Here is a 24,690-nt window from a genome sequence, read left to right on the forward strand (position 1 = left end):
GGTTGCCCCCCGTCCTGTTGCCAGACGGCGGTAGCGGGGTGGGCCGGGGAGTTAGCGTGCCGGAGCTCTCGGTGACTCGGTTACCGACGAAGCCGACGCGGCGGCACGGCCTGCCGGCCAGTATGGCCGCCGGTGGACGTGCCCGAGCAGGCAGCGCGCGTCGCGCTGACGTGGCGCAGCATTCATTGCTCTGTCCGTCCCGCACGAACGTTCACAGCGTTGCCTTGTGCTTGCCCTGGACGAACTCGGCGGGGTTCGGCATGATTTCGCTGCCGTGGCGCCGGGCTCGTGCGGCGGTGATGTCCCCCGGCGCGGCTACGGTGATCCCGATGGCCCTGCACCTGCACCGCGCCGAGCGAACCGACCTGCTCGCTGACGGTCTCGGCGCGCTGCTGGCCGTCCCGCAATCGGACCCGTTCGCCGCCGAACTCGTGGTGGTGCCGGCCCGCGGCGTGGAACGCTGGCTCAGTCAGCGGTTATCGCATGTCCTCGGCGGCGGGTACGGCGCCGGCGGCATATGCGCCGGGGTGTCGTTCCGGTCGCCGGCGTCGTTGATCGCCGAGATCGCGGGGACCGACGACGACGACCCGTGGTCGCCCGACGCGATGACCTGGCCGCTGCTGGAGGTCATCGACGCGAGCCTCGACGAGCCGTGGTGCCGCACGCTGGCCACCCACCTCGGACACTTCGTGGCCGGCGAGGAGAAGGAGCTGCGTCGGGGCAGGCGGTACGCGGTGGCCCGCAGGCTCGCCGCGCTCTTCGCCTCCTACGCCCGCCAGCGCCCCCGGCTCCTGGTCGAGTGGCTGGACTGCGAGGCCGACGGTCTGCACGCCGACCTGGGCTGGCAGCCGCACCTCTGGCGCGCACTGGTCGCCAGGATGGGTATCGACCCGCCTCACGTGCGGCACGCGAAAACGCTTGCCCGGCTGCATGAGTCGGGGGCGGACCTGCCTGCCAGGTTGTCGCTGTTCGGGCATACCCGGCTGCCGAGCACCGAGATCGAACTCGTCGGTGCGCTGGCCGGACACCACGACGTGCACCTGTGGCTGCCGCATCCCAGCGCCGCGCTGTGGACCGCGCTGAGCGGCGTGCGGGGCACCGTGGTGCGCAGCGAGGACACCAGCCACCGGTTTGCCGCGCACCCGTTGCTGGCCACCCTCGGCCGCGACGTCCGCGAACTGCAGCGGGGCCTGCCCGCCTCGGTGGCCACTGACGAGTTCCTGGGCGCCCAACGTCTTCCGGACACGCTGCTGGGCTGGCTGCAGTCCGATATTGCCGCCAATGCCGAACGGCCGCAGGGTCGTTCGTACGTCGGTGACAGGTCGGTGCAGGTGCACAGCTGCCACGGCGCGGCCCGCCAGGTCGATGTGCTGCGTGAGGTCCTGCTCGGTCTGCTCGCCGAGGACCGCAGCCTTGAGCCCCGCGACATCCTGGTGATGTGCCCGGACATCGAGACCTACGCCCCGCTGATCGTCGCGGACTTCGGCCTCGGCGACGTGGTGCCTGGTGCGCATCCCGCCCACCAGCTGCGGGTGCGGCTGGCCGATCGTGCGTTGATCCAGACCAACCCACTGCTCGGGGTGGCGGCCAAGCTGTTGGCGTTGGCAGGCAGCCGGGTGACCGCGACCGAGGTGCTGGACTTCGCCCATCTGGAACCGGTGCGGGCGCGATTCGCCTTCACCGACGACGACCTGGAGACCATCACCCGCTGGGTGCAGCAGGCCAACATCCGGTGGGGCTTCGATGCCGAGCACCGGGCTCCGTTCGGAATCCCATTCATCCAGAACACCTGGCGGTTCGGTCTGGACCGGGTGCTGGCCGGGGTCGCGATGTCCGACGATTCCAAGGACTGGCTGGATGTCACCCTGCCGCTGGATGACGTGGGCAGCAACAGCGTGGAACTGGCGGGCCGGCTGGCCGAGTATGTGGACCGATTGCAGCGCATTGTCGACTCGCTGAGCGGGGTCCGGCCGTTGCGGCAGTGGCTGACTGCGCTGCAAGACGGTGTCGGCATGCTCACGGTGACCACCGGTGACGACGCTTGGCAGACCAGTCAGCTGCAACGCGAGTTCGGCGACGTGCTGGCCTCCGCCGGGCACCGGGCGGACACCGATCTGCGGCTGCCGGATGTCACCGCACTGCTGGGTCGGCATCTGTCTGGGCGGCCGACCCGGGCGAACTTCCGCACCGGCACGCTGACGGTGTGCACCATGGTTCCGATGCGCTCGGTGCCGCACCGGGTGGTGTGCCTGGTCGGCTTGGACGACACCGTGTTTCCCCGGATCGGCGTGGTCGACGGCGACGACGTGCTGGCGCGCGACCCGAGGACCGGTGAGCGCGACATCCGCTCCGAGGACCGTCAGCTGCTGCTGGACGCGATCTGCGCCGCGACCGACAAGTTGGTGATCACCTACACGGGAGCCAACGAGTACTCCGGGCAACGCCGGCCGCCTGCGGTTCCGCTGGCCGAACTGCTCGACGCGCTGGACCGCACCACCGAGGCGCCGGTGCGCGAGGAGATCCTCATTCGGCACCCGTTGCAGCCCTTCGATGTTCGCAATGTGACGCCCGGTGCTCTCGGGGTGCCCGCCGAACCGTTCACCTTCGATTCCAGCGTGCTCGCTGCTGCGTCGATCACCGGCGCTCACCGCCCCGAACAGCCCGACCTCCTGGCGAATCCGCTGCCCGCACCTGGCCCCGACGATGTCACGCTGGCCGATCTGTCGAAGTTCTTCGCCAATCCCGTCAAAGGCTTCTTCACCGCCCTGGACGTGACGCTGCCGTGGGACGTCGAGGGAGTCGAGGACGCCATGCCAGTCGAGATCGACAGCCTGCAGCAATGGACCGTCGGTCAGCGGCTGCTCACCGACATGCTCGCCGGAATGGATCCCGACAGGGCCGGGCAGGCGGAGTGGCGCCGAGGCACGCTGCCACCGGGGCGACTGGGCTGGCGAACTGCCAGCGAATTACGCGACCAGGCAACGGAACTGGCCCGGGCGGCGCTGGCTCATCGAACCGGGACCCCGCACGCCTACGACGTGGACGTCGATCTGGGCGGCGGCCGTCGTCTCACCGGCACCGTCTCCGGTGTGTACGGCAAGCGGCTCCTGGAGGTGACGTTCTCCAAGCTGGACGCTCCGCACCTGCTGCGGGCGTGGATCCCGATGCTGGCCCTGTGTGCGGCATATCCGGGGCAATGGTCCGCGGTATGCATCGGCAGGCAGCGGCGCCGCAACGGGGTGGTAGAGCGCGTTCTGGGGGCGCCGCAGGAGGACCCGGCCGTGCTGCTCCGGGATCTGGTCGCGATCTACGATGCCGGCCGCCGCGAACCGATTCCCCTGCCCATCAAGACGTCTCATGCCTGGGCCGTGGCACGGATCAGCGGGCAGGATCCCCGAAGCGAAGCGTGGTCGAAGTGGCGGTACGAGCGCGATGACCGTGCCATCGAGCGAATCTGGGGCCGCGAACCCGACCTGGACCCGTTGCTGACCGAGCCGCGCCCCGGGGAGGAAGCGCCGGGCGAGCTGACCCGGCTGGGGGCCTACGCGACGCGGCTGTGGGCACCGCTGCTGCGTGCCGAGGACGGTGCCTGATGGATCAGTTCGATCTACTGGGTCCCTTGCCGGAACACGGTTCGACCACTGTGCTGGAAGCCAGCGCCGGGACGGGTAAGACGTTCACTCTCGCCGCGCTGGTCACCCGCTATGTGGCCGAAGGCCGGGCCAGGCTGGATCAGATGCTGCTGATCACGTTCAGCCGGGCGGCCACCCAGGAGTTGCGCGAGCGTGTACGGCAGGCATTGCAGGAGGCGTTGCGCGCGTTCGACGACCCGGAACTGGCGCAGCGCAATGATGTTCTGGCTGCCCTCACCCATGGTGCGCCGGCCGAACTGGCCGAACGTCGACACCGGTTGCGCGACGCGCTGGCCGGATTCGACGCAGCGACGATCGCCACCACCCATCAGTTCTGCCATCTGGTACTGAAATCCCTTGGTGTCGCCGGGGATACCGATTCCCATGTGACGTTGGCCGAGAGCTTGGACGAACTGGTCGCCGAGATCGTCGACGACCTGTACCTGGCCCACTTCGGCCAGGAGCGTGAGCAGCCGCCGATCAGCCGCGGTGAGGCCCTCAAGCTTGGGCGCGAGGTGGTCGCCAATCCGGGCACCGAGCTTCGGCCGCTGGATCCGCCGCCGGGATCGGAGCCCGCGGTCCGGGTCGGCTTCGCCAACGATGTTCTGGCCGAGCTGGATCGGCGCAAACGCCGGCGCGGGATTCTCAGCTACGACGATCTGCTCGGCCGGCTGGCCGATGCGCTGGAATCGGCCGAGTCGGCGGCCGCGACCCGCATGCACCAGCGGTGGTCAGTGGTGATGGTCGACGAATTCCAGGACACCGATCCGGTGCAGTGGCAGGTGATCGAGCGCGCGTTCAGCGGCCAGTCGACGCTCATCCTCATCGGCGATCCCAAGCAGGCGATCTACGCCTTCCGTGGCGGGGACATCTTCACCTACCTGCACGCGGCCAAGACCGCGGGGCAACGCCGTACCCTCGGCTTGAACTGGCGCAGTGACTCGGTGCTGGTCGACCGGCTGCAGAATGTTGTGGGCGGCGCCGAACTCGGCGACCCCGACATCAAAGTCCTTCCCGTACAGGCCCACCACCGTGGGCACCGATTGGCGGGTGCCCCGCACAACGATCCGTTCCGGCTGCGAGTGGTCAGCAGGGAACGCTTCGGGCAGCGCGGTACCCGCACGATCCGAATGGACGCGTTGCGCCCCCACATCGCCGCCGACCTGGCGGCCGATATCGCCGTGCTGTTGGCGAGCAAGGCCACCTTCGACGGCAGTCCGCTACAGGCCAACGACATCGCCGTCATCACCGAAAGTCATACCGACGCCAGGGCGTGCTTCGACGCGCTCGTGACCGCGGGCGTTCCGGCCGTCTACACCGGTGACACCGACGTGCTCAAGTCGCAGGCCGCCGACGACTGGCTGAGCCTGCTGGAGGCGTTCGACCAGCTGCACCGGCCGGGACTGGTGCGCGCCGCCGCCACCACGATGTTCTTCGGCAAGACCGCCGAGGACCTCGCCGCCGGCGGTGACACGCTGACCGACCGGGTTGCGGACACCCTGCGGCAGTGGGCAGATCATGCGCGCGAAGCCGGCGTGGCCGCGGTGTTCGAGGCGGCGCAGCTGGCGGGTATGGGCCGCCGGGTGCTGTCCTGGGCCGGCGGCGAACGCAACATGACCGACCTCGCCCACGTCACTCAGCTGCTGAATGAGGTCTCCCACCGGGAACAGCTCAGCCTCACGGCATTACGCGACTGGCTTCGCACCCAGCGCGAGGAGCGTAGCGGCGCGCCGGAACGAAACCGTCGCCTCGACAGTGACGCCGCCGCGGTGCAGATCATGACGGTGTGGGTGAGCAAGGGGCTGCAGTTCCCGATCGTCTACCTGCCCTTCACATTCAATCGCTATGTGCGCAACGAGAATCTGGTCCGCTTCCACTACCAGGAACGGCGCTGCCTGCACGTCGGCGGCGACCAGAGCGCCGAGCTGGCGACCGCGCAACGGCTCGGCAGGCAGGAGTCCGCCGGTGAGGAGACCAGGCTGACGTATGTCGCGATGACGCGGGCGCAGTCGCAGGTGGTGGCGTGGTGGGCGCCGTCCTGGGACGAACCCAACGGCGGCCTGTCGCGCCTGCTGCGCGGCCGCCGTCCCGGGCAGAGCACCGTTCCGGACCGCTGCGATCCCGAACGCGTCGACGACGCCGACGCGATGGCGCTGCTGAGGGAGTGGGAAACCGCGGGCGGCCCGGTATTGGAAGAGTCGATCGTCGTCGAGCCCGTCGAGCTGCCGGTACAGCAGCCACGAGAAGACCTGGGTGTCAGGCACTTTCATCGCAGCATCGACACCACGTGGCGGCGGACCTCGTACTCCGGCCTGATCCGAGCCGCTGAGACGACCGGGGTCGGCAGCGAGCCCGAGGTGATCCAGCTCGACGACGAGGTCGCCGACATCGCGGTGAGCGCACCGCCGTCGGGAGCGGATCTGCCCTCTCCGATGGCCGACCTGCCTACCGGCGCCACGTTCGGCAGCCTGGTGCACGCGGTCTTGGAAACCGCCGACCCGTTCGCAGGCGACCTGGCGGCTGAACTTCGGGACCAGATCGACCGGCACTCGGTGTGGTGGCCGGTGGACGTCGACGCGGCGGAATTGGCGTCGGCCCTGGTGCCCATGCACGACACCCCCCTGGGCCCGCTGGCCGGCGGGCTGACCTTACGCCAGATCGGGTTGCGGGACCGGTTGTGTGAGATGGACTTCGAATTTCCGCTGTCCGGCGGCGATCGGGCGACTGGCCGACCCGAGACCCGGCTTGCTGACGTCGGCCGGCTGCTGAGCGAGCACCTGCCCGCCGACGACCCGCTGGCGTCCTACGTCGAGCGGCTCGGCGGCGGCCCGCTCGGTGCGCAGTCGTTGCGCGGCTATCTGTCCGGATCGGTTGACGCGGTGTTGCGGATACCCGACGGTGCGGGGCATCGCTATCTGGTGGTCGACTACAAGACCAACTGGCTGGGAGACCCGGACCGCCCGCTGTCTGCCGCCGACTACGACCGCGAGCGGATGGCTGAGGCGATGCTGCACTCCGACTATCCCCTGCAGGCGCTGCTGTACAGCGTTGTGCTGCACCGATTCCTGCGCTGGCGGCTGCCCGGGTACCAGCCGGAGCAGCACCTCGGTGGGGTGCTGTATCTGTTCGTCCGCGGTATGTGCGGCCCGAACACTCCGACCGCCGGCGGCCACCCCGCCGGGGTGTTCAGCTGGCGGCCGCCCGCGGTGTTGGTGACGGCGGTGTCCGATCTTCTCGACGGACCGCGGGTGGCGGCATGACCGTCGAAGTGGCCGACGCCGCGGACTGGCGGCTGTGCGCCGGCGCCACCGGATTGCTGCGGGTGTTCAACGAAGCCGGGGCTATCGAAGCATCCGATGTCCTTGTCGCCCAACGGCTGACGGCGCTGGCCAAGGAGCCCGACGAGCGGGTCGCGCTGGCGATCGCATTCGTGGTGCGCGCGGTGCGCGGCGGATCGGTGTGCGTGGAACTCGCGGCAGTGCCGGAGCAGGTCGACATCGACGACGTGCCGTGGCCGGAGCCGGGGGAGTGGCAGGCGGCTGTGGCGGCCAGTCCACTGCTGAACTCTCCGGCGGTGTTGCACCTCGAGGAAGGCCTGCTCTATTTCGACCGGTACTGGCTGGAGGAACGCCAGGTTGCCACCGACGTGCTGGCCTTGGCGGCCGCCCGGCCCCATCACCGGTTGCCGGACCTTGCACGGCTTTTCCCGGCGGGATACGACGAGCAACGCCGGGTCGCGGAGGTCGCTCTGGCCCAGGGGCTCACGGTGCTGACCGGCGGGCCGGGAACCGGCAAGACCACCACCGTGGCGAGGCTGCTGGCACTGCTGGCCGAGCAGGCGGAACTCGAAGGCTCGCCGCGGCTGCGCATCGCGCTGGCCGCGCCGACGGGGAAGGCGGCCGCCCGGTTGCAGGAGGCGGTGCAAGCCGAAGTCGACGAACTGACGGCCGCCGATCGCGACCGGCTGCAGGGGCTGCACGCCACCACCCTGCACCGGCTGCTGGGTCCGGTGCCCAGGACCTCGGCACGGTTCCGGCACCACCGGGAGAACCGGCTGCCGCACGACGTGATCGTCGTGGACGAGACGTCGATGGTGTCGCTGACGATGATGGCCCGCCTGGTGGAAGCGGTCCGGCCGGACTCGCGGCTGCTGCTCGTGGGTGACCCCGACCAGCTGGCCTCGGTGGAAGCCGGAGCGGTACTCGCCGATTTGGTGGAGGGGCTCAGTGCGCGCGGCAATACGCCGGTGGCCAAGCTGATCACGTCGCACCGGTTCGGCGCATCGATCGGGGCGCTGGCGCTGGCTATCCGGGTCGGTGACGCCAACCGCGCGATCGACGTCCTGAATGCCGGTGGTGAGCACATCGAATGGATCGACACCGAGGACCCCACCACGGCACTTCGTCAGGTGCTGGTTCCGCATGCGATCCGCCTGCGCGAGGCCGCGGTGCTCGGCAATGGCGAATTGGCGCTGGCCACTCTCGAAGAGCACCGGCTGTTGTGTGCACACCGGCGCGGACCGCGCGGCGTGACGTACTGGAACCGCCAGGTCGAGCGCTGGCTGGCTGAGGAAACCGATGCCCCGCAATGGGCTTCGTGGTATGCCGGCCGGCCTGTGCTGGTGACCGCCAACGACTACGGACTGCGACTCTACAACGGTGACATCGGGGTGACCGTGCTGCGCGGCGGTGCGCTGCGGGTGGCGATGGCGGGGGCCGACGGTACTGCCGAATTCGCCACCAGCCGGTTGGCCGATATCGAGACCATGCATGCGATGACGATCCACAAGAGCCAGGGCAGTCAGGTCGAGGAGGTGACTGTGCTTCTGCCGCCGACAGATTCGCGGTTGCTCAGCCGGGAGTTGTTGTACACCGCGGTGACTCGGGCCAAGACGAAGGTACGGGTGGTGGGGTCTGCCGAGCAGCTGCGCGCCGCGGTGGGGCGACGGGCGGCGCGCGCCAGCGGGCTCAGTCGCCGCCTCACGCAGTGACGCCGAACGTCACGCCAGCGTCGCGCTCGGCGCCGAACGTGACTCTGGTGTGACGCTCGTCGCGAACGCTAGCGCACCAGCCTGCGCAGCAGCGCCGACGCCGCGGCGATACCGACCACCGCGGACAGCGCCAGCACGCCGAGGTCGACCCACGGATGCGCCGACGGAATACCCACCAGCAGTAGGCGAAGCGAATCCACCTCGTAGGACAGCGGATTCACCCGCGACAACCAGCGCAGCCACTCCGGCATCACCGCCACCGGATACAGCGCGTTCGAGGCGAAAAACAACGGCATGGTGATCGCCTGCCCGATGCCCATCAGCCGGTCCCGGTTGCGTACCAGCCCGGCCAGTGTCATCGACAGGCAGGCGAAGAAGGCCGACCCGAGCATCACCACACCCATCGCCGCCACGATCCGCAGCGGGTTGTGCGTCATCGCAATACCCATGAGGTAGGCCAACACCAGGACCCCGATCACCTGTGCGACCGACCGCACTCCCGCGGCGAACGCCTTGCCCGTCACCAGCGCCGACGCCGGCGCCGGGGTCACCATCAGCTTGGCCAGGATCCCGGCATCGCGATCCCAGATGATCTGGATGCCGTAGAAGATCGAGATGAACAGCGCCGACTGGGCGATGATCCCGGGCGCCAGGAATTCCAGATACGGCACCGAGCCGGTGTTGATGACGTGCAACCGGTTGAACGTCGTCCCGAAGATCAACAACCACAACGCCGGCTGCACCGTGCGAGTCAGCAGCTCGGTGCGGTCGTGGCGCAGTTTCTGCAACTCGACCCAGGCGAACGTCTGCATCCGGGCGGCCATGCTGGGCACCCGCCGCCAGCCGCGGGGTGCCCGCAGCAGCCGGGTGCCGGCCGTCGAATCAACCGGCATTGCGCGCCGCCTTCCGGCCGGCCCGGATCCCGCCGAGGCCGTTGTGCTCCACGGCGTCCTCGAGCCCCGATCCGGCGTAATGGCGAAACACATCCTCCAGGGATGCCTGCGGACCGACTTTCGCCTTGAGTTCGGCCGGTGTGCCCACGGCCCGCAGCCGGCCATGGTGCATCAGCGCCACCCGGTCGCAGAGCACGTCGGCTTCTTCCATGTAGTGGGTGGTCAGCAGCACCGTCATACCGAACTCCTGCTGCATGCTGTGCACCTGATCCCAAACACTGTCGCGGGCAATGGGATCCAGGCCCACGGTGGGTTCGTCGAGAATGAGCAGCGAGGGCTGGTTCACCAGGGCCTGGGCCAGCTCGAGCCTGCGGACCATGCCCCCGGAGTAGGTGTTGGCCAACCGGTCGGCGACATCGACCAGCTGCATAGCCGCCAGTGCCTCGTCGACCCGTCGCTTGCGCACCGCGCGCGGGACGTCGTAGAGGCGGGCGAACCATTCGACGTTCTGCCTGCCGGTCAGTGCCGGTTCGATCGAAAGCTGTTGGGGCACATAGCCGAGGTTGTACCGGATGTCCATGGTGTCGCGTCGCGAGTCGAGTCCGAAGATGTGGACCTGACCGTGCTGAACCGGAGTCAGCGTGGTCAGAACGCGAACGACGGTGGTCTTGCCGGCTCCGTTGGGGCCCAGTAGACCTACCGTCTCGCCGGGTTGTACCTGCAACGTCAGATCGTCGACGGCGGTGAAGTCGCCGTAGCGGTGGGTCAGGTTCTGGCAGTCGATCGCCGGCGCGGTCATGATCGTTTCTCCTGCAGTGTCGCGGTGAGGGCGGCGAGGACCCGCATGCCCTCGGCCAGGGCGCGGGCGTCGTCGTCGAGCTGGTCGAGTGCTTGGGACAGTGCCGCTCGCCGGGCGGCCCGCGAGGCATCAGCGAGTTTCTGCGCCGGCGGGGTGAGGGTCAGACGGCCGACGCGCCGGTCGTCGGGGTCGGGGTTGCGAGTGAGCAGTCCGTCGGATGACAGCTTGGACACCAGCGTGGACGCGGTGTTGGCGGCCAGGCCGAGTTCGGCGGCGGCCGCGCTGACCGAAATCCCCGGCTGCCGCGCGACCAGTCGCAACAGCTCGGCCTGGGATTCGGTCAATCCGGCGAAGGAGGTACCCGCTGTGCGGCGGACCGTGCGCCGGAACCGGCCGACTGTGCCGAACAACTCGGCGACGAGATCGGTGCGGAGGCTCACCCCACCAACTTAGCTCTGTTCCAGAGCTAAGTCTTCTCAATGCGGTGCTGCTGCACGTCGGCCAGCACCCCCGGCCGGGTCACAACGGTCATGTATGTGCAGAACGGCTGACGGCGACGGTCGGTCGGCGAGCCCGGATTCAGCAGCCGCAGGCCGGTCTTCGCAGTGGTGTCCCACGGGATGTGGCTGTGGCCGAACACCAGCACATCGGTGTGCGGATACTGCTGCGCCATCCGGGCTTCCCGACCCGACGCGGCCCCGGTCTCGTGCACGACGGTGAAGCGCAGGTCGTCCAACGTCACGTCGGCGCGCTCGGGTAACCGCGACCGCAGGTCGGGGCCGTCGTTGTTGCCCCAGCAGGCGATCAGGCGACGAGAGCGCGCCGACAGCTCGTCGAGCAGGCCCACCTCGACCCAGTCGCCGGCGTGGATGACGACGTCGCAGTGCTCGACCTCGTGCCACACCTGCGCCGGAAGATCGCGGGCGCGCTTCGGAATATGAGTGTCGGCCAACAACAGCAGACGCATGGGCTGATCCTTACAGAAGCTCAGCGCTCGCTGCGTGCCTCTGCTCCGGTCTCGCCGGCGTCGAACGTGTCGTCTGGACCGGTCTGGCCGACGTAGCTGCCGTCGTCGCCATCCTTACCGGCTCGCGACGAGGCGACCTTCGGGTCCTCCTGGACGTCCTCTTCACTCCGGTCGTCTGTCGGTTTCGTCATCAGGCCGGGTTACCCCATTGGTTGAGCGCTTACGCCGCATATTTCACCTGATTGCCGAACGTCAGCGCCCACTCAACGCTTTACGCTGGGATGACTATGGACAGCGACGACGTCGAGAAGAGCTGGCACGACCCGGCAACCTTCCGGGCTGCGGTGATGTACGTCGTCTCCGTCGTCGTGGTCGCTGCCGTGGCGTTCGCGGCGACTGTGGTCTGGCACTCGCTGATCGCGGGAGTGCTGGTGCCGGTGATCCTGTTCACCGGTGGGGTCGGCGCGTTCATCAAGACCTATCGGGTGTGGCGCGCCGAGGGCACCTGGCCGATCTGGCAGGGCGCAGGCTGGTTCCTGCTGGCCCTGATGCTGCTGTGCCTGGGCGTGCCCGTGTCGGTGTGGTGAGCAGGTCACCCGCCATACTCATCGGGTGAGCGCATCTGATGACCTGCCGTTGGCGGGTGTCCGCATCGTCGAGATCTCCAGCTTCGTGGCGGTTCCGCTCGCCGGTATGACGCTGGCTCAACTGGGCGCCGACGTCATCCGCGTCGACCCCATCGGCGGCGCTGCCGACTACACGCGCTGGCCACTGACGGAGGCCGGGGACAGCATCTATTGGGCAGGCTTGAACAAGAGCAAGCGCTCGATGGCCGCCGACATGCGCTCCGAGCTTGGGCAGCAACTGGTCGCCCGGCTGATCGCGGACGCGGGCATACTGATCACCAATGTTGCCGGGCGACAATGGCATTCCTACAACGAGCTGAGCGCCATCCGCCCCGACCTCATCCATCTGGAAGTGGTCGGCCGCGGGGACGGGTCCACCGGGGTGGACTACACCGTCAACGCCGCCACCGGATTTCCTCTGGTCACGGGGTCGCCGGACCAGGGCGGTCCGGTCAACCACGTGCTGCCGGCCTGGGATGTCAGCTGCGGACTGTATGCCGCGCTGGCCGTCCTGGTGGCGCTGCGCCGAAGGGATGCGACGGGGACGGGCAGCCGCATCCGGCTGCCGCTCGACGATGTCGCGCTGGCCACCGCGGCCAACCTCGGTTTTCTCACCGAGCCGATGGTCAACGGCACCCAACGACCGCGCCTGGGCAATGCGATCTACGGCCAGTACGGTCAGGACTACACCAGCAGCGACGGGGCCACCTTCATGCTGGTCGCGCTGACCAATCGGCACTTCCGTGACCTGACCGAGCTCACCGGGACGACGAAAGCTGTTGCCGCCGTGGCCGAAGCGCTGGGCGCCGACTTCGCCGACGAGGGCCAGCGCTACGAGCACCGGGCAGTGCTGACCGGCCTGTTCGCGCCGTGGTTCCGAAGCCACACCGCCGACGAGGTGAGCGCGGCGCTGTCGGCCAGCTCGGTGTTGTGGGACCGCTACCTCGACTTCGCCGAGGTCTCGAAAGATCCTCGCGTGACGGCGAATCCGTTGTTCAGCGCGGTGGAGCAGCCCAGGATCGGCACCTACCTGGCGCCGGGGCTGCCGATGTCGGTCGACGGTGCGCACATCGCCGCCCAGCCCGCACCCGCGCTCGGCGACCACACCGCGGCCGTGCTGGCCGAGCTCGGGCTCACCAACGACGAGATCACCGAGATGCTCGAATCCGGCACTGTCGCAACGGGATCAGCGTGAGCGCGCTTTCCCGGCTGCTGACCGTCACCGGCGATGGGTCCGGCGCGTTCGTCGGAGGCGCGAGCGGGCCGCCGGATAAACGCGCCTACGGCGGTCACCTCGCCGCACAGGCCATGGCCGCGGCCTGCCACACCGTCGACGCGGACAAGGCGCCGACCAGCCTGCACGTCCAGTTCCTGCGCGGCGGAGACGCGGGTGCGCCGGTCTACTACGAAGTCGACCACGTCTACGACGGCCGCACCACGGCATCGCGGCGGGTGCTGGCCCGCCAGGATGGGCGGCTGCTGACCACCGCCACCATCTCGTTCTCCGCCGCGGCGGACGGTCCCGAGCACGCTGCAACGGCGACCGCGTCCGGTGATCCCGAGCAGCTGCCCGCCACCGGGCCCATCGGCCCGGCGCCGTCACTGCCGCTCGACGAGATCGACATCCGCACCGACGATGACCGCGGCACAGGCGAATTCGTGCGCCGGCTGTGGTGGCGGGTCACCGTGCCGCTGGACGGTCCGGCATGGCTGGGCGCCTGCGCGGCGGTCTATGTCACCGATATCTACGGCATCGATCCGGTACTGCAGGTGCACGGCCACTCGATGGTCGACCGCAGCCACCGCACCGCGACCACCGACTCGTCCATCTGGTTCCACCGGGCGATCGATGCCGGCCAGTGGAACCTGCTGGAATCACGGTCCCCGGCCGCCGCGCGGGGCCGTGGTGTGGTGACGTTGAACCTCTACGACGCCGACAAGGTGCTGACCGCCACCCTGGTTCAAGAAGGGCTGGCGATCGTCCGCTCCTGAGAACGCGACCGGCGAGCCTGCCGCTCTGTCGCCAACGCCCGGGTCTCGTCGGACAACGGCGCCCCCAGCATCGCGGCGACGGTGTCGACCAGATGACTGATGAACAACCGGTCGTCGGCGTGCGGCGCGGTGGCTGCGCGCCGGCCCAACTCAACCGCGGCATACACCAGTGCACCCAGCCGCGGGTGCAGCGTGACAGCCACCGGATCGAGCATGGGCTCCAACAAGGCGCGCCAGCGCTGCAGGCTGCCGGAGCGCCCGGTCAGGTCGAACGACGGCACCGGCCGGTTCAGCAGGTCGGCGTGGACGCGCAGGAACGCCGGACCGCCGTCGGGATCGGCCAGCTTGGCAGCCAGCGGGCGGACCAGCGCCGAGGCCATCGCCCGCATCGACGCCCCGGTCTCGCCCTCGATGCCGTCCAACAGGGCATCTCGGCGTGCGTCGACCACCGGCAGGTGCTTGTCGGCGATCGCCGCGAGCACCCCGGCGCGGTCGGTGAAGTGGTACTGCACCGCCATCACATTGCGGGCACCCGCCTCGCGGGCGATCTCCCGCAGGCTGACCGCGTCGACCCCGCGTTCGGCGAACAACCGCTCGGCGGTGGCCACCAGATTGGCCGAGGTGTCGGCGGCCATTTAGCGCGCCGTCACAGCTGGGCGACCTCGTGTTCGAGCAGTTCGGCCAGCTTGGCCTGGGCAGCCGCCCGCCGGGTCGGGATGTGCTGCGACGGGAACAGGGTGTGGACGGGCTCGTACTCCTTGAGTGTGCGACGCGCGACGGTCAGCTTGTGCACCTCGGTCGGACCGTCGGCGATCGCCAGGGATTCCGCGCCAACCAACATTTTCACGAACGGCATCTCGTCGGAAACACCCAGTGCCCCATGCAAATGCATGGCCCGCTGGACCACGTCATGCAACACCTGCGGCATCGCGACCTTCACCGCGGCGATGTCGCGGCGCACCTTCTGATAGTCGTGATACTTGTCGATCTTCCACGCGGTGCGCAACACCAGCAGCCGGAACTGTTCGATCTGGATCCAGCTGTCGGCAATCTTCTCCTGCGTCATCTGGTAGTCGCCGAGGGGACCGCTGCGGGTCCGGCGTGACACCGCCCGCTCGCACATCATGTCGAATGCCTTGCGGGCCAACGCAATTGTCCGCATGGCGTGGTGGACGCGGCCGCCGCCGAGTCGCGTCTGCGCGATCGCGAAGGCCTGCCCCTCGCCACCGAGCACGTGATCGGCAGGCACCCGGACATCGTTGTAGCGGATGTAGCCGTGACCCGCGCGGTCGTCGGACTCGCCGCCGACGCCGACGTTGCGGATGATCTCGATGCCCGGGGTCTCGGCCGGCACGATGAACAGCGACATCTTCTGATGCGTGCGGGCGTCCGGATTGGTCACCACCATGACTATGAAGAAGCTGGCGTTGCGGGCGTTGGAGGAAAACCACTTCTCGCCGTTGATGACCCACTCGTCACCGTCGCGCTCGGCATGGGTGGTGAACAGGCCGGGATCCGAACCGCCATGCGGCTCGGTCATCGAGTAACAGGACGAGATCTCACCGTCGAGCAGCGGCTGCAGGTAGCGCTTCTTCTGCTCCTCGGTGCCGAACATGGCGAGGATCTCGGCATTGCCGGAATCCGGCGCCTGTGAACCGAAAACCGAAGGTGCCCAACGGGAGCGGCCGACGATCTCGTTGAGCAACGCCAACTTGACCTGGCCGTAGCCCTGGCCGCCGAGCTCCGGGCTCAGGTGCGCCGCCCACAGCCCCTGCTCGCGGACCGCCTGTTGCAGCGGACGCAGCACCCGCAGCACCTGCGGGTTGGTCTTCTCGTACGGGTCCAGCGGGGCGAAGTCCAGCGGTTCGAGCTTGTCCTGCATGAACTCCTCGACCCAGTCGAGCTTCTTCTGGTACTCGGGGTCGGTTTCGAAATCCCACATGGTGGCGTCCTCAGATCGGCAGCGTTAAGGCGGCGCGATCATAACTTCATGCATCTGCATTAATCAATGACCTGCGATCGCAGACCCACCAGATCAGGCATGCTTCCAGCGTGCTGTTGCTCAGCCGGATCACCGGCCAGGACGTGCGGGCGGCCGGTGATCGGGTCATCGGCCGACTGGCTGATCTGACGGTGCTCCTCAGCCAGCCGTCGGGACGCCTTCTCGTCGAGCGGTTACTGATCACCCGCCGCCAGGCCCCCCCGCTACTGGTGCCGTGGGGCCAGGTCATCGGCTTCGAGCGCGACAGACTCACGATCGCCGAGGACGTCGAGGGCGGAGACTTCGAGTTGCGTGAGCACGAAATCCGGCTGGTGCGAGACGTATTGGACACCCAGGTCGTCGACGTCGTGGGACAGCGGCTGGCCCGCGTAGCCGACGTGGTGCTGACGCGGACAGACGCCCACCGCCTCGAACTGGTCGGTGTGGAGGTCGGTTTCGGCGCGGTGCTGCGGCGCCTGCAGTTGGAGCCGCTCGGTGTGCGCGTCGGTCGTGACGTCGTCGACTGGGCTGACATCCACCTGACCTCCGAACGCGGCCACGCCGCCCAGCTTGCCTGCCCGCGCTCGGCCGTGCACCACCTCGACCCCCGTGGTCTGGCGGCGCTGGTCAGCCGGGTGGACACCGAATCGGCCACCGAGATACTTGCGGTCAGAGGTCCCCGGCTGGCGGCCGACGTCGTTCGCGCCGCGCACCCGTCGGTGGCTGAACGTGTCCTGCGCGCGATGCCGAGCGCGCACGCCGCACAGATCGTGGCAGCCATGTCCGACGAGCACGCGGGCCGGTGGCGCGAGCGGCTCAGGCGTGCGCCCGGCCGGCACTTCCTGCGTTCGCGGGTGTGGCCGCGGCGCCGGCACGTGGGCGACGTGACGTCATGACCGCGGCGGCCCGCACCACCACCAGGATCGGCGCCCTGCTCGCCGTCCTCGGTCCCGGACTGCTGGCCGGGCTGTCCGACGACGATCCGGCGGGTATCACCACCTACTCGGTGCTCGGTGCAGACCACGGCTACCAGCTGCTGTGGGTGCTGCTGCTGTCCACCGTCGCGCTGATCGTCTTCCACAGTCTGGCCGCCAGGATGGGTGTGGTGACCGGCCAAGGATTGATCGGGTTGGTGAGACAGCGCTACGGCGTCCGGGTGGGCGCAGCCATTCTGGCCGCCCTGGTGATCGCCAACGTCGGAACCACATGCGCCGAATTCGCCGGTATTGCAGCAGGATTCGAACTCTTCGGCATCAGTCGATACATCAGTGTTCCCGCCGCGGCGGTCGCCGTCTCACTGCTGGTGCTGCGCGGCAGCTTCCACCGCGTCGAGCGGCTGCTGCTGGCGTTGTCCACGGTCTTCCTCGCCTACGTCGCCTCCGGGTTTCTGGCCAAACCCGACTGGGGGGCCGCACTGCACGGGACGTTCGTGCCCACGATGCCGATGACCGGGCCCGCGATCGCCATCGTGACGGCCACTCTGGGCACCACGCTGGCGCCGTGGGGGTTGTCGTTCATGCAGTCCTACGCCGTCGACAAGAAACTCCGTACCGACGACCTCGCGCTGGAGCGAGTGGACGTGATCACCGGCGCGGTGCTGACCGGTGTGATCGGGTTCTTCGTGGTGGTCGCCTGCGCGGCGACCCTGCACCGCGACGGGCGGGGCATCACCGATGCCGCCGATGCGGCGGTCGCCCTTCAACCACTGGCCGGCGAGGCCGCGGGCACGCTGTTCGCCGTCGGCCTGATCGGCGCGGCGTTCCTGGCCGCCTCCATCCTGCCGCTGTCGACGGCCTACGCCGTCTGCGAATACGCCGGCGTGGAGGCTGCGATCGACGATCCCTACCGCGAAGCCCGCACGTTCTATCTGACGTACGGGATCGTCACGGTGGTTGGCGCCGCCATCGTCCTGGCCCCCAATGCACCGCTGGTGCCAATCCTGGTGGGCACCCAGGTACTCAATGCGGTGCTGTTGGTGCCGCTGATGGTCGCGATGATCGGGCTGGGCCGCGATCGAGAACTCATGGGCCGATTCGCGATGCGCCGTCCCGGGACGATCGTCTACAGCGTCACCACGGCCGTGGTCGTGGTCTGTGTGGCGGCACTGGGCATCACGACTGCCTTCGGCTGACGGCAGCCGGGCCTCGGTGCCGGAGCCGACGGGGCAGCGTGCGCGGACGAGGCGGCAGGGCCCCCTTGGCCACCGTTGCCGGTGTCGCGGTCGGCACCCCTCGCACCGTCGCCGCCCGTGCCGCCTGCGCCGCGACTGTCGCCGCCCCGCCGCTGCTCACGTCCCTGGATACCGGCCACGCAGATGCGTTGCTTCGATGCCTGGGCATAGTGAGTCCCTCCGGTCCACGGATACCCCACGCGGTATCTCACGTGATCGACGGTATGGCGGTCACATCAGCTGTGGTCACAGTCCGCGGTCACCGGTAGCGAGGGACATTTGTCCCCGGCTACGGTGTCGAATGACTCGTCGCGCGGGCCCGTCGCGCGGGTATGTCAGGATCGCCGCGTGAGCAACGACGCCACGACAATCGCCCTTGACGTCGACGACTCCGGCGTCGCCCTGATCACTCTGAACGGGCCGGACCGGCTCAACGCGTTCTCCGCCGACACCGCCCGCCAACTCGGCCAGGCCTATCGCCGGTGCGACGCCGACGATGCCGTGCGCGTCGTCGTGGTTACCGGTGCCGGCCGGGCGTTCTGCGCCGGGGCGGACATGACAGCCGCCGCGGCGGCGTTCGACACTCCCGGTCAGGGCTTCAGCGCCTCGCCCATCGAGCCGCCGGCCTGGCGGGTGCGCAAGCTGGTGATCGCCGCGATCAACGGCGCCGCGATCGGCATCGGGCTGACCCTGGCGCTGCAATGCGACATCCGTCTGGTCGCCGAGGACGCCAAGCTCGCGATCCCGCAGGTGCGCCGCGGCATGATCGGCGACTGCGCCGTGCACTCCACCCTCAAGCGCGCCGTCGGCCTGGCCGTGGCCGCCGACATCCTGCTCACCGGCCGCACGTTCACCGGCAGGGAGGCGGTGACTCTCGGGATCGCCAGCCGGGCGCTGCCCGCTGGCGAGGTGCTGCCGACCGCGCTGGAGCTCGCCCGCGACGTGGCGCTGGCCGCCAACCCGGCCTCGGTGGCGTACAGCAAGCGGCTGCTGTGGACTGAGACCGACATCGACGCGGTGGCCGACGAGGAGACTACGGTGCACCTGAAATTGATGGGCGGCCCGGACGCGGCCGAGGGCCCGGCCGCCTGGCGGGAGAAGCGGCCCCCGGTGTGGCGGTCCACGGCCGGCGAGACGGGAGACCCCGCATGACCACCACGGCCGAGGTTCTCTCCGATGCCGACCTGACCGGCCGCACCGTCGTCATCACCGGGGCCTCGACGGGGCTCGGACTGCAGACTGCCCGGGCCATGCAGTCCGCCGGCGCCGAGATCGTCGCGGCGGTACGCGATCTGGACAAGACCAGCTCGGTGATCGACTGCGAGATCGTGCACCTCGAACTCGGCGACCTGCGCTCGGCACGCGCCGCGGCCGAGGCGATCGCAACCCGTCACGACCGCATCGACGTGCTCATCAACAACGCCGGGGTGATGGCCCCGCCACTGACCCGCACTGTGCAGGGCTACGAAATGCAGCTCGGCACCAACCATCTCGGTCACTTCGTGTTCACCACCGGGCTGGCTGACCGCTTCGGGGACGGCACGCGAATCGTCAACCTCAGCAGCCGCGGACACCAGCTCGGCGGGATCCGTTGGGAGGACCCCAACTACGACGACGAGAGCGCCTACGACAAGTGGCAGGCCTACGGGCAGAGCAAGACGGCCAACGTGCTGTTCACCGTCGAATCAGAACAACGCTGGGGACCGCGAGGCGTGCATTCCTTCGCCGTGCATCCCGGGGTGGTGGTCACCGACCTGGCCCGGCACATGACCCGCGACGACTTCAGCGCGGGCGGCACGCTGGCCAACCTCGAGGTGACCGACGTCGAACACGGAGCGGCGACCACGGTGTGGGCGGCCACCAGCCCCGAACTCGACGGGCGCGGCGGACTCTATCTCGAGGACTGCGACGTCGCCGACGCGATGGTCGACGGTGTGGCGGGTGGGTACGCGCCCTGGGCGGTCGACCCCGAGCAGGCCACCCGGTTGTGGGAGTGGTCTGCGCGCCAGGCCACGCTTAATTTGGATGACTAACCTGCAGTGGTGCCCATCGACGTCCGTCCCGCCCGCAAGGCTGACATCCCGGCTTTGGCGCGGGTCCTGGGTCGGGCGTTTCACGACGACCCGGTGATGGCCTGGGTGCAACCCGATGCCGAGCGGCGCAAGGCTGCACTGCCCGGAATGTTCAGCGCCCTGACCCGCCACCACTTCATGGCCGGACGCGGCACCGAGGTGGCGGTGTCCGACGACGGGATCGCGGCGGCCGCACTGTGGGATCCGCCCGGCCGGTGGCAGCAGTCGCCGCGCGAGCAGCTGGCGATGCTGCCCGGCGTCATCCGCGCCTTTCGGGGCCGGCTGGCGGCCGGGCGGGCGGTGACCGACCTGATGAAGGAGCACCATCCGGAGGAGCCGCACTGGTACCTGGGCGTCATCGGCAGCGACCCCAGCGTGCGTGGCGGCGGGTTCGGTCACGCGCTGATGTGCTCGCGGCTGGATCGCTGCGACGCCGAATACGCTCCCGCCTACCTCGAGTCCAGCAACCCCGACAACATTCCGTATTACCAACGGTTCGGTTTCGAGGTGACCGGGGAGATCACCCTGCCCGAGGGCGGCCCGCCGTTGTGGCCGATGTGGCGCGCATCGCGATGACGTCGCGGGCGGGTTTAACCGCCCCGACGGCCGGGCAGCCCGTTGGCATGACCAATCCAGCCGACTTCGCAGATGACGGTGGCCCCGGCGACACACTGAGCGGCTCGGAGTCGCTCGACTCCGACGAGGTGCGCAACAGCGACGGCGACGAGGTCGTGGACCCGCCTGAAGGCTGGAGTGGGGCAACCAAGTTCGGCATCACAGCGCGCGAGGAACGGGAGGGCGAGTCATTGGACGCCCGGCTCAGCGAAGAAGAGCCCGACGTGATCGCCGATATCGAGCCGGACGACACTGCCCCGGATCGTGCGCACCGCGGCCAGGTCAGCGGCACGCCCGAAGACGGTGACTCGCTGTACCCCGTTGTGGACTGACGATCCCGGCGCCGAGGGCGTGTCGTAACCGCTTCACGTTAAGCCGAATCGACATCTGCGGCGATCTCGACTGAACGTTTGCTGAGTGCCGGAAAATATTGAATTCAAGTTGGTGAAAACTGCGCATCACGTGTCCCCCGTTGTGATAATCGGGCCAGCGGTGCTGCGGACCATGGCGGTCCCCCGGAGGGGAGGGGATCGGCCATGGTCCGTTGACTTTTCCTACTCCGCTGCGCGCAGCACCACCATCGAGCGCGACTCGACTCGCACCGGTGTGGACGCTTTCACCACCGCCGCTTCGTCGACCTCGCCGGCCCCCGCCGACGTGTCGACGACAGGTTGCCAAGCCTTACCAAACTCGGCCGGCGGCAGGACGAATTCGATCGGTTCGTGGTGGGCGTTGAAGCACAGCACGAACGAGTCGTCGGACACCCGCTGCCCGCGGGCATCCAGATCCGGTATGCCGTGGCCGTTGAGGTACACAGCCACCGACTTGCCGAAGCCCGAGTCCCAGTCCTCGTCGTTCATCTCCGAACCGTCCGGGCGGAACCAGGAGATGTCCGGCAGGCCTTCGCTTCCCCGGCGCCGCACCGGTCGGCCGTTGAAGAACCGCCGCCTGCGAAACACCGGATGGGCGGCACGAAGTGCCGACACCGAGGCCGTGAACTCCAGCAGCTCGTCGTCGGCCGAATCCCAGTCGATCCAGGTGATTTCGTTGTCCTGGCAGTAGCCGTTGTTGTTGCCGCCCTGGGTCCGGCCCAGCTCGTCGCCGTGACAGATCATCGGAACGCCCTGGGACAAGATCGTTGTGGCAATCAGGTTGCGCTGCTGTCGATTCCGCAGGTCATTGATCTCCGGATCGTCGGTCGGCCCCTCCGCGCCGCAATTCCACGACTTGTTGTTGCTCTCGCCGTCGTTGTTGTCCTCGCCGTTGGCCTCGTTGTGTTTCTCGTTGTAGGACAACAGGTCTCGCAACGTGAAGCCGTCGTGGGCGGTGACGAAGTTGATCGACGCGACCGGCCTGCGGGCGGTGTGCTCGTAGAGGTCGGCTGAGCCGGTCAGCCGGGAGGCGAATTCACCGAGGCTGGCGTCTTCGCCGCGCCAGAAGTCGCGGACGGTGTCGCGGTACTTGCCGTTCCACTCCGTCCACTGCGGAGGAAAGTTGCCCACCTGGTAGCCGCCGGGCCCGACGTCCCACGGCTCGGCGATCAGCTTCACCTGGCTGACGGTTGGATCTTGTTGCACGAGTTCGAAGAACGCGCTCAGGCGGTCGACGTCGTAGAACTCGCGGGCCAGGGTTGAGGCGAGGTCGAATCGGAAGCCGTCAACGTGCATCTCGGTCACCCAGTACCGCAGCGAGTCCATGATCAGCTGCAGCGAGTGCGGATGCCCGACGTTGAGGCTGTTGCCGGTGCCGGTGTAGTCCATGTAGTAGCGCTTGTCGTCATCGACGAGCCGGTAGTAGGCGGCGTTGTCGATGCCGCGGAAGGACAGCGTCGGCCCCATGTGGTTGCCCTCTGCGGTGTGGTTGTAGACCACGTCGAGGATCACTTCGATGCCGGCTTCGTGCAGCGCCCGAACCATCGCCTTGAATTCCTGCACCTGACCGCCCGGCGTCGAGCTGGCCGAGTACTTGCTGTCCGGGGCGAAGAACCCAATTGTGTTGTAGCCCCAGTAGTTCGACAAGCCTTTGTCGATCAGGGTGGAGTCGTTGGCGAAATGGTGCACCGGCATCAACTCGATGGCCGTGGCGCCGATTCCCTTCAGGTGGTCGATGATCGCCGGGTGCGAGATCGCCGAGTACGTCCCGCGAATGGCGTCCGGGATGTCGGGATGGGTTTGCGTCAGGCCCTTGACGTGCGCCTCGTAGATGACGCTATCGGCATACTCCCGCTGCGGGGGACGGTCGACACCCCAGTCGAAGTACGGGTTGATGACGACCGATTTGGGCATGCTCGCGGCCGAGTCGTCGTCGTTGCGGCTGTCGGGTTCGCCGAAGTTGTAGCCGAATAGCGACTGATTCCACTCGAAATGGCCGTCGATCGCTTTGGCGTACGGGTCCAGCAGCAGCTTGTTGGGATTGCAGCGGTGCCCTTCGGCGGGATCATGCGGGCCGTGCACGCGGTAGCCGTAGCGCTGGCCCGGTTCGATGCCCGGCAAAAACCCATGCCAGACGAATCCGTCGACCTCGGGAAGGGCGACACGTGTCTCGGCACCGTCTTCCTCGAACAGGCACAGCTCCACCCGCTCGGCCACTTCGGAGAACACCGCGAAGTTGGTGCCGTAGCCGTCGTAGGAGGCGCCCAGCGGGTAGGCCTTACCAGGCCATACCTCAGTTGCGGCGTTGGTCACGTGGGACTCCCTAGATAGGCGGGGTGGACTGTGGCGGGTACCCCGGAATGGGTCGCGCCAAATCAGTCAGAACAGGTTTGTGACAGGGGTGACAATTGACGTCACGGAACAGCTTCGTGACCGGGCCGGCCGCTGGTCCGGCGTCGCTCCTTCATCTCGGCTTCGAACACGTGGCGATGCCCGCCCATCAGCTGATCACGCACGCCGCGCTCGCGTTCGCGCAGGACCGACCAGTAGTCGTCGTCGAATTCCTCGACGATCTGGAAGGTCCAGCGGCCGTGGAGCACATTGCGGCCGACCATCTCCTCGGATAGGCGGTCCGCGATGTCGGCGTGACCCGCATCGCGCAGTTTGTCGCAGGCCTCGCCGAGCAGCAGGTCGGCGTGGCCCATCAGCTGGTGAAAGGAGTACAGGTGGCCGCGGGCGCGCTCCACGTACTCCAGCGCCTCGGAAAGCGATCCGACCGCTTCCACCGTGTCGTCGTCCACGCCCTCGGGCCGACGGCTCAGCAATTCGTCGCCGCTCATGTACCGACCTGCCTCTCATGGTCCCGGACGTAACGCAGATAGACGTAGTTCTCGAGCGTCACCGCATGGCCCAGCGTGAGGCGGGCAGGGACCGCGAGCGCCGGAGCGCCCGGCCGGGCGGTGGTGGCACTCGCGACCAGCGTGGGTGAGACCGTCAGGCACATCTCGTCGACGAGGTCTCCCGCGACCAGCTCGTCGAGCAGGGTGGGGCCGCCCTCGCACAAGATCCGGCGCATTCCGCGGGCTTGCAGGGTACGCAGCGCGGACTCCAGGTTGACCGCGCTGTCACCGGCGATCAGCAGGTCGGCGTGCTCGGCCAGCCGCGGGCGTTCGCGGACGGCGACCGCGGTGGTGATCAGGATGGGCCGTTGGGCAGGCTCGGCGAACAGCGATGCCGGGACGCGGCCGGTGTGGGTGACCACGGCGATCGGCGGGATGACGTCGGTGCCCCAGCGCTCTCGGCGTTCGGCGACCTGCGCGGCGGTCAATCGCACCGGGCCGTATCCTTCGGCGCGCACGGTGCCCGCGCCGACGAGCACGACATCGGCGTAACCGCGCAACGCGAGCAGCAGGCCCTGGTCGTTGACGTCCGAGAGCGGACCCGCCACACCGTCGAACGCCGCAGCGCCGTCGAGCGACATGATCATGTTCGCGCGCAGCCCGTCGGGCGGATCGCGGTAGAGCGCTACCAGTTCTTCCGGTGCGGTGGCCCGTTTCGGCTGTTGCACCGCCTGAGTCATGG

Annotated in this window: 22 protein-coding genes; 12 read left to right on the forward strand and 10 right to left on the reverse strand. The window is 68.5% G+C overall.

Annotated elements, in window-relative coordinates:
• Positions 1-329: 329 nt before the first annotated feature.
• The 3 genes from recC to recD are packed head-to-tail and all read left to right on the forward strand — an operon-like array spanning position 330 to position 8,622.
• Positions 330-3,593, forward strand: coding sequence for an exodeoxyribonuclease V subunit gamma (gene recC, locus Y900_RS13490; RefSeq protein ID WP_036346672.1), 3,264 nt, complete (start codon positions 330-332; stop codon positions 3,591-3,593).
• Positions 3,593-6,892 (forward strand): exodeoxyribonuclease V subunit beta, encoded by a 3,300-nt coding sequence (gene recB, locus Y900_RS13495; protein ID WP_036342429.1) that lies wholly within the window; start codon positions 3,593-3,595, stop codon positions 6,890-6,892. The genes recC and recB overlap by 1 nt, the downstream gene beginning before the upstream one ends.
• Positions 6,889-8,622, forward strand: coding sequence for an exodeoxyribonuclease V subunit alpha (gene recD, locus Y900_RS13500; protein ID WP_036342431.1), 1,734 nt, complete (start codon positions 6,889-6,891; stop codon positions 8,620-8,622). The genes recB and recD overlap by 4 nt, the downstream gene beginning before the upstream one ends.
• A gap of 68 nt (positions 8,623-8,690) precedes the next feature.
• On the opposite strand, the gene Y900_RS13505 is transcribed toward recD, so the two are convergent.
• The 5 genes from Y900_RS13505 to Y900_RS32735 are packed head-to-tail and all read right to left on the reverse strand — an operon-like array spanning position 8,691 to position 11,472.
• A complete protein-coding gene (locus tag Y900_RS13505; RefSeq protein WP_036342440.1) occupies positions 8,691-9,515 on the reverse strand; it encodes an ABC transporter permease in 825 nt (274 codons plus the stop codon).
• Complete coding sequence (locus Y900_RS13510; protein WP_036342443.1) at positions 9,505-10,314, reverse strand: ATP-binding cassette domain-containing protein; 810 nt, start codon at positions 10,312-10,314, stop codon at positions 9,505-9,507. The genes Y900_RS13505 and Y900_RS13510 overlap by 11 nt, the downstream gene beginning before the upstream one ends.
• Positions 10,311-10,754 (reverse strand): MarR family winged helix-turn-helix transcriptional regulator, encoded by a 444-nt coding sequence (locus Y900_RS13515; RefSeq protein ID WP_036342446.1) that lies wholly within the window; start codon positions 10,752-10,754, stop codon positions 10,311-10,313. Before Y900_RS13515 ends, Y900_RS13510 begins: the two co-directional genes overlap by 4 nt.
• Positions 10,755-10,780: 26 nt before the next feature.
• Positions 10,781-11,281 (reverse strand): metallophosphoesterase family protein, encoded by a 501-nt coding sequence (locus tag Y900_RS13520; protein WP_036342455.1) that lies wholly within the window; start codon positions 11,279-11,281, stop codon positions 10,781-10,783.
• 20 nt (positions 11,282-11,301) lie between these two features.
• Positions 11,302-11,472 carry a hypothetical protein gene (locus Y900_RS32735; RefSeq protein ID WP_192827510.1) on the reverse strand — a complete coding sequence of 57 codons (171 nt, stop codon included), beginning with the start codon at positions 11,470-11,472 and terminating at the stop codon, positions 11,302-11,304.
• Between the two features lie 90 nt (positions 11,473-11,562).
• Between Y900_RS32735 and Y900_RS13525 the strand changes: the two genes are divergently transcribed.
• The 3 genes from Y900_RS13525 to Y900_RS13535 are packed head-to-tail and all read left to right on the forward strand — an operon-like array spanning position 11,563 to position 13,899.
• Positions 11,563-11,868 (forward strand): hypothetical protein, encoded by a 306-nt coding sequence (locus Y900_RS13525; protein ID WP_036342457.1) that lies wholly within the window; start codon positions 11,563-11,565, stop codon positions 11,866-11,868.
• 25 nt (positions 11,869-11,893) lie between these two features.
• The gene (locus tag Y900_RS13530; RefSeq protein ID WP_036342459.1) at positions 11,894-13,102 is read left to right on the forward strand and encodes a CoA transferase; all 1,209 of its coding nucleotides are present in this window, start codon (positions 11,894-11,896) and stop codon (positions 13,100-13,102) included.
• On the forward strand, positions 13,099-13,899 hold the full coding sequence (locus Y900_RS13535) for an acyl-CoA thioesterase (protein ID WP_036342462.1): 801 nt from the start codon (positions 13,099-13,101) through the stop codon (positions 13,897-13,899). Before Y900_RS13530 ends, Y900_RS13535 begins: the two co-directional genes overlap by 4 nt.
• Here Y900_RS13535 and Y900_RS13540 read toward each other — a convergent pair.
• Positions 13,869-14,534: a TetR/AcrR family transcriptional regulator gene (locus Y900_RS13540; RefSeq protein WP_036342466.1), complete on the reverse strand. Its 666-nt coding sequence runs from the start codon at positions 14,532-14,534 to the stop codon at positions 13,869-13,871. The two genes, Y900_RS13535 and Y900_RS13540, sit on opposite strands and share 31 nt — an antisense overlap.
• Before the next feature lie 11 nt (positions 14,535-14,545).
• The gene (locus Y900_RS13545; protein WP_036342478.1) at positions 14,546-15,841 is read right to left on the reverse strand and encodes an acyl-CoA dehydrogenase family protein; all 1,296 of its coding nucleotides are present in this window, start codon (positions 15,839-15,841) and stop codon (positions 14,546-14,548) included.
• 110 nt (positions 15,842-15,951) lie between these two features.
• Here Y900_RS13545 and Y900_RS13550 point away from each other — a divergent pair, with 110 nt between their 5' ends.
• From Y900_RS13550 to Y900_RS13575, 6 genes are all read left to right on the forward strand, one after another.
• Complete coding sequence (locus Y900_RS13550) at positions 15,952-16,776, forward strand: magnesium transporter MgtE N-terminal domain-containing protein (protein ID WP_036342480.1); 825 nt, start codon at positions 15,952-15,954, stop codon at positions 16,774-16,776.
• Positions 16,773-18,011 (forward strand): NRAMP family divalent metal transporter, encoded by a 1,239-nt coding sequence (locus Y900_RS13555; RefSeq protein WP_036342481.1) that lies wholly within the window; start codon positions 16,773-16,775, stop codon positions 18,009-18,011. The genes Y900_RS13550 and Y900_RS13555 overlap by 4 nt, the downstream gene beginning before the upstream one ends.
• A 387-nt stretch (positions 18,012-18,398) precedes the next feature.
• On the forward strand, positions 18,399-19,202 hold the full coding sequence (locus Y900_RS13560; RefSeq protein ID WP_051660053.1) for an enoyl-CoA hydratase/isomerase family protein: 804 nt from the start codon (positions 18,399-18,401) through the stop codon (positions 19,200-19,202).
• Positions 19,199-20,083, forward strand: coding sequence for an SDR family NAD(P)-dependent oxidoreductase (locus Y900_RS13565; protein WP_036342482.1), 885 nt, complete (start codon positions 19,199-19,201; stop codon positions 20,081-20,083). The genes Y900_RS13560 and Y900_RS13565 overlap by 4 nt, the downstream gene beginning before the upstream one ends.
• Before the next feature lie 9 nt (positions 20,084-20,092).
• A complete protein-coding gene (locus tag Y900_RS13570; protein WP_036346676.1) occupies positions 20,093-20,698 on the forward strand; it encodes a GNAT family N-acetyltransferase in 606 nt (201 codons plus the stop codon).
• 47 nt (positions 20,699-20,745) lie between these two features.
• A complete protein-coding gene (locus Y900_RS13575; RefSeq protein WP_036342483.1) occupies positions 20,746-21,069 on the forward strand; it encodes a hypothetical protein in 324 nt (107 codons plus the stop codon).
• 222 nt (positions 21,070-21,291) lie between these two features.
• Here the strand turns inward: Y900_RS13575 and glgX are convergent, their stop codons facing one another.
• From glgX to Y900_RS13590, 3 genes are all read right to left on the reverse strand, one after another.
• A complete protein-coding gene (gene glgX / locus Y900_RS13580) occupies positions 21,292-23,421 on the reverse strand; it encodes a glycogen debranching protein GlgX (RefSeq protein ID WP_036342484.1) in 2,130 nt (709 codons plus the stop codon).
• A gap of 101 nt (positions 23,422-23,522) precedes the next feature.
• Complete coding sequence (locus tag Y900_RS13585; protein WP_036342485.1) at positions 23,523-23,948, reverse strand: hypothetical protein; 426 nt, start codon at positions 23,946-23,948, stop codon at positions 23,523-23,525.
• A complete protein-coding gene (locus Y900_RS13590) occupies positions 23,945-24,688 on the reverse strand; it encodes a pyrimidine reductase family protein (RefSeq protein ID WP_036342486.1) in 744 nt (247 codons plus the stop codon). Before Y900_RS13590 ends, Y900_RS13585 begins: the two co-directional genes overlap by 4 nt.
• Positions 24,689-24,690 lie beyond the last annotated feature (2 nt).

Source organism: Mycolicibacterium aromaticivorans JS19b1 = JCM 16368 (assembly GCF_000559085.1).
GTDB lineage: Bacteria > Actinomycetota > Actinomycetes > Mycobacteriales > Mycobacteriaceae > Mycobacterium > Mycobacterium aromaticivorans.

Bases quoted from the DNA above. Each gene is read 5' to 3' on its own strand.
- recC (WP_036346672.1), top strand. From the start codon at position 330: ATGGCCCTGCACCTGCACCGCGCCGAGCGAACCGACCTGCTCGCTGAC.
- recB (WP_036342429.1), top strand. From the start codon at position 3,593: ATGGATCAGTTCGATCTACTGGGTCCCTTGCCGGAACACGGTTCGACC.
- recD (WP_036342431.1), top strand. From the start codon at position 6,889: ATGACCGTCGAAGTGGCCGACGCCGCGGACTGGCGGCTGTGCGCCGGC.
- Y900_RS13505 (WP_036342440.1), bottom strand. From the start codon at position 9,515: ATGCCGGTTGATTCGACGGCCGGCACCCGGCTGCTGCGGGCACCCCGC.
- Y900_RS13510 (WP_036342443.1), bottom strand. From the start codon at position 10,314: ATGACCGCGCCGGCGATCGACTGCCAGAACCTGACCCACCGCTACGGC.
- Y900_RS13520 (WP_036342455.1), bottom strand. From the start codon at position 11,281: ATGCGTCTGCTGTTGTTGGCCGACACTCATATTCCGAAGCGCGCCCGC.
- Y900_RS32735 (WP_192827510.1), bottom strand. From the start codon at position 11,472: ATGACGAAACCGACAGACGACCGGAGTGAAGAGGACGTCCAGGAGGAC.
- Y900_RS13525 (WP_036342457.1), top strand. From the start codon at position 11,563: ATGACTATGGACAGCGACGACGTCGAGAAGAGCTGGCACGACCCGGCA.
- Y900_RS13540 (WP_036342466.1), bottom strand. From the start codon at position 14,534: ATGGCCGCCGACACCTCGGCCAATCTGGTGGCCACCGCCGAGCGGTTG.
- Y900_RS13545 (WP_036342478.1), bottom strand. From the start codon at position 15,841: ATGTGGGATTTCGAAACCGACCCCGAGTACCAGAAGAAGCTCGACTGG.
- Y900_RS13555 (WP_036342481.1), top strand. From the start codon at position 16,773: ATGACCGCGGCGGCCCGCACCACCACCAGGATCGGCGCCCTGCTCGCC.
- Y900_RS13565 (WP_036342482.1), top strand. From the start codon at position 19,199: ATGACCACCACGGCCGAGGTTCTCTCCGATGCCGACCTGACCGGCCGC.
- Y900_RS13575 (WP_036342483.1), top strand. From the start codon at position 20,746: ATGACCAATCCAGCCGACTTCGCAGATGACGGTGGCCCCGGCGACACA.
- Y900_RS13585 (WP_036342485.1), bottom strand. From the start codon at position 23,948: ATGAGCGGCGACGAATTGCTGAGCCGTCGGCCCGAGGGCGTGGACGAC.
- Y900_RS13590 (WP_036342486.1), bottom strand. From the start codon at position 24,688: ATGACTCAGGCGGTGCAACAGCCGAAACGGGCCACCGCACCGGAAGAA.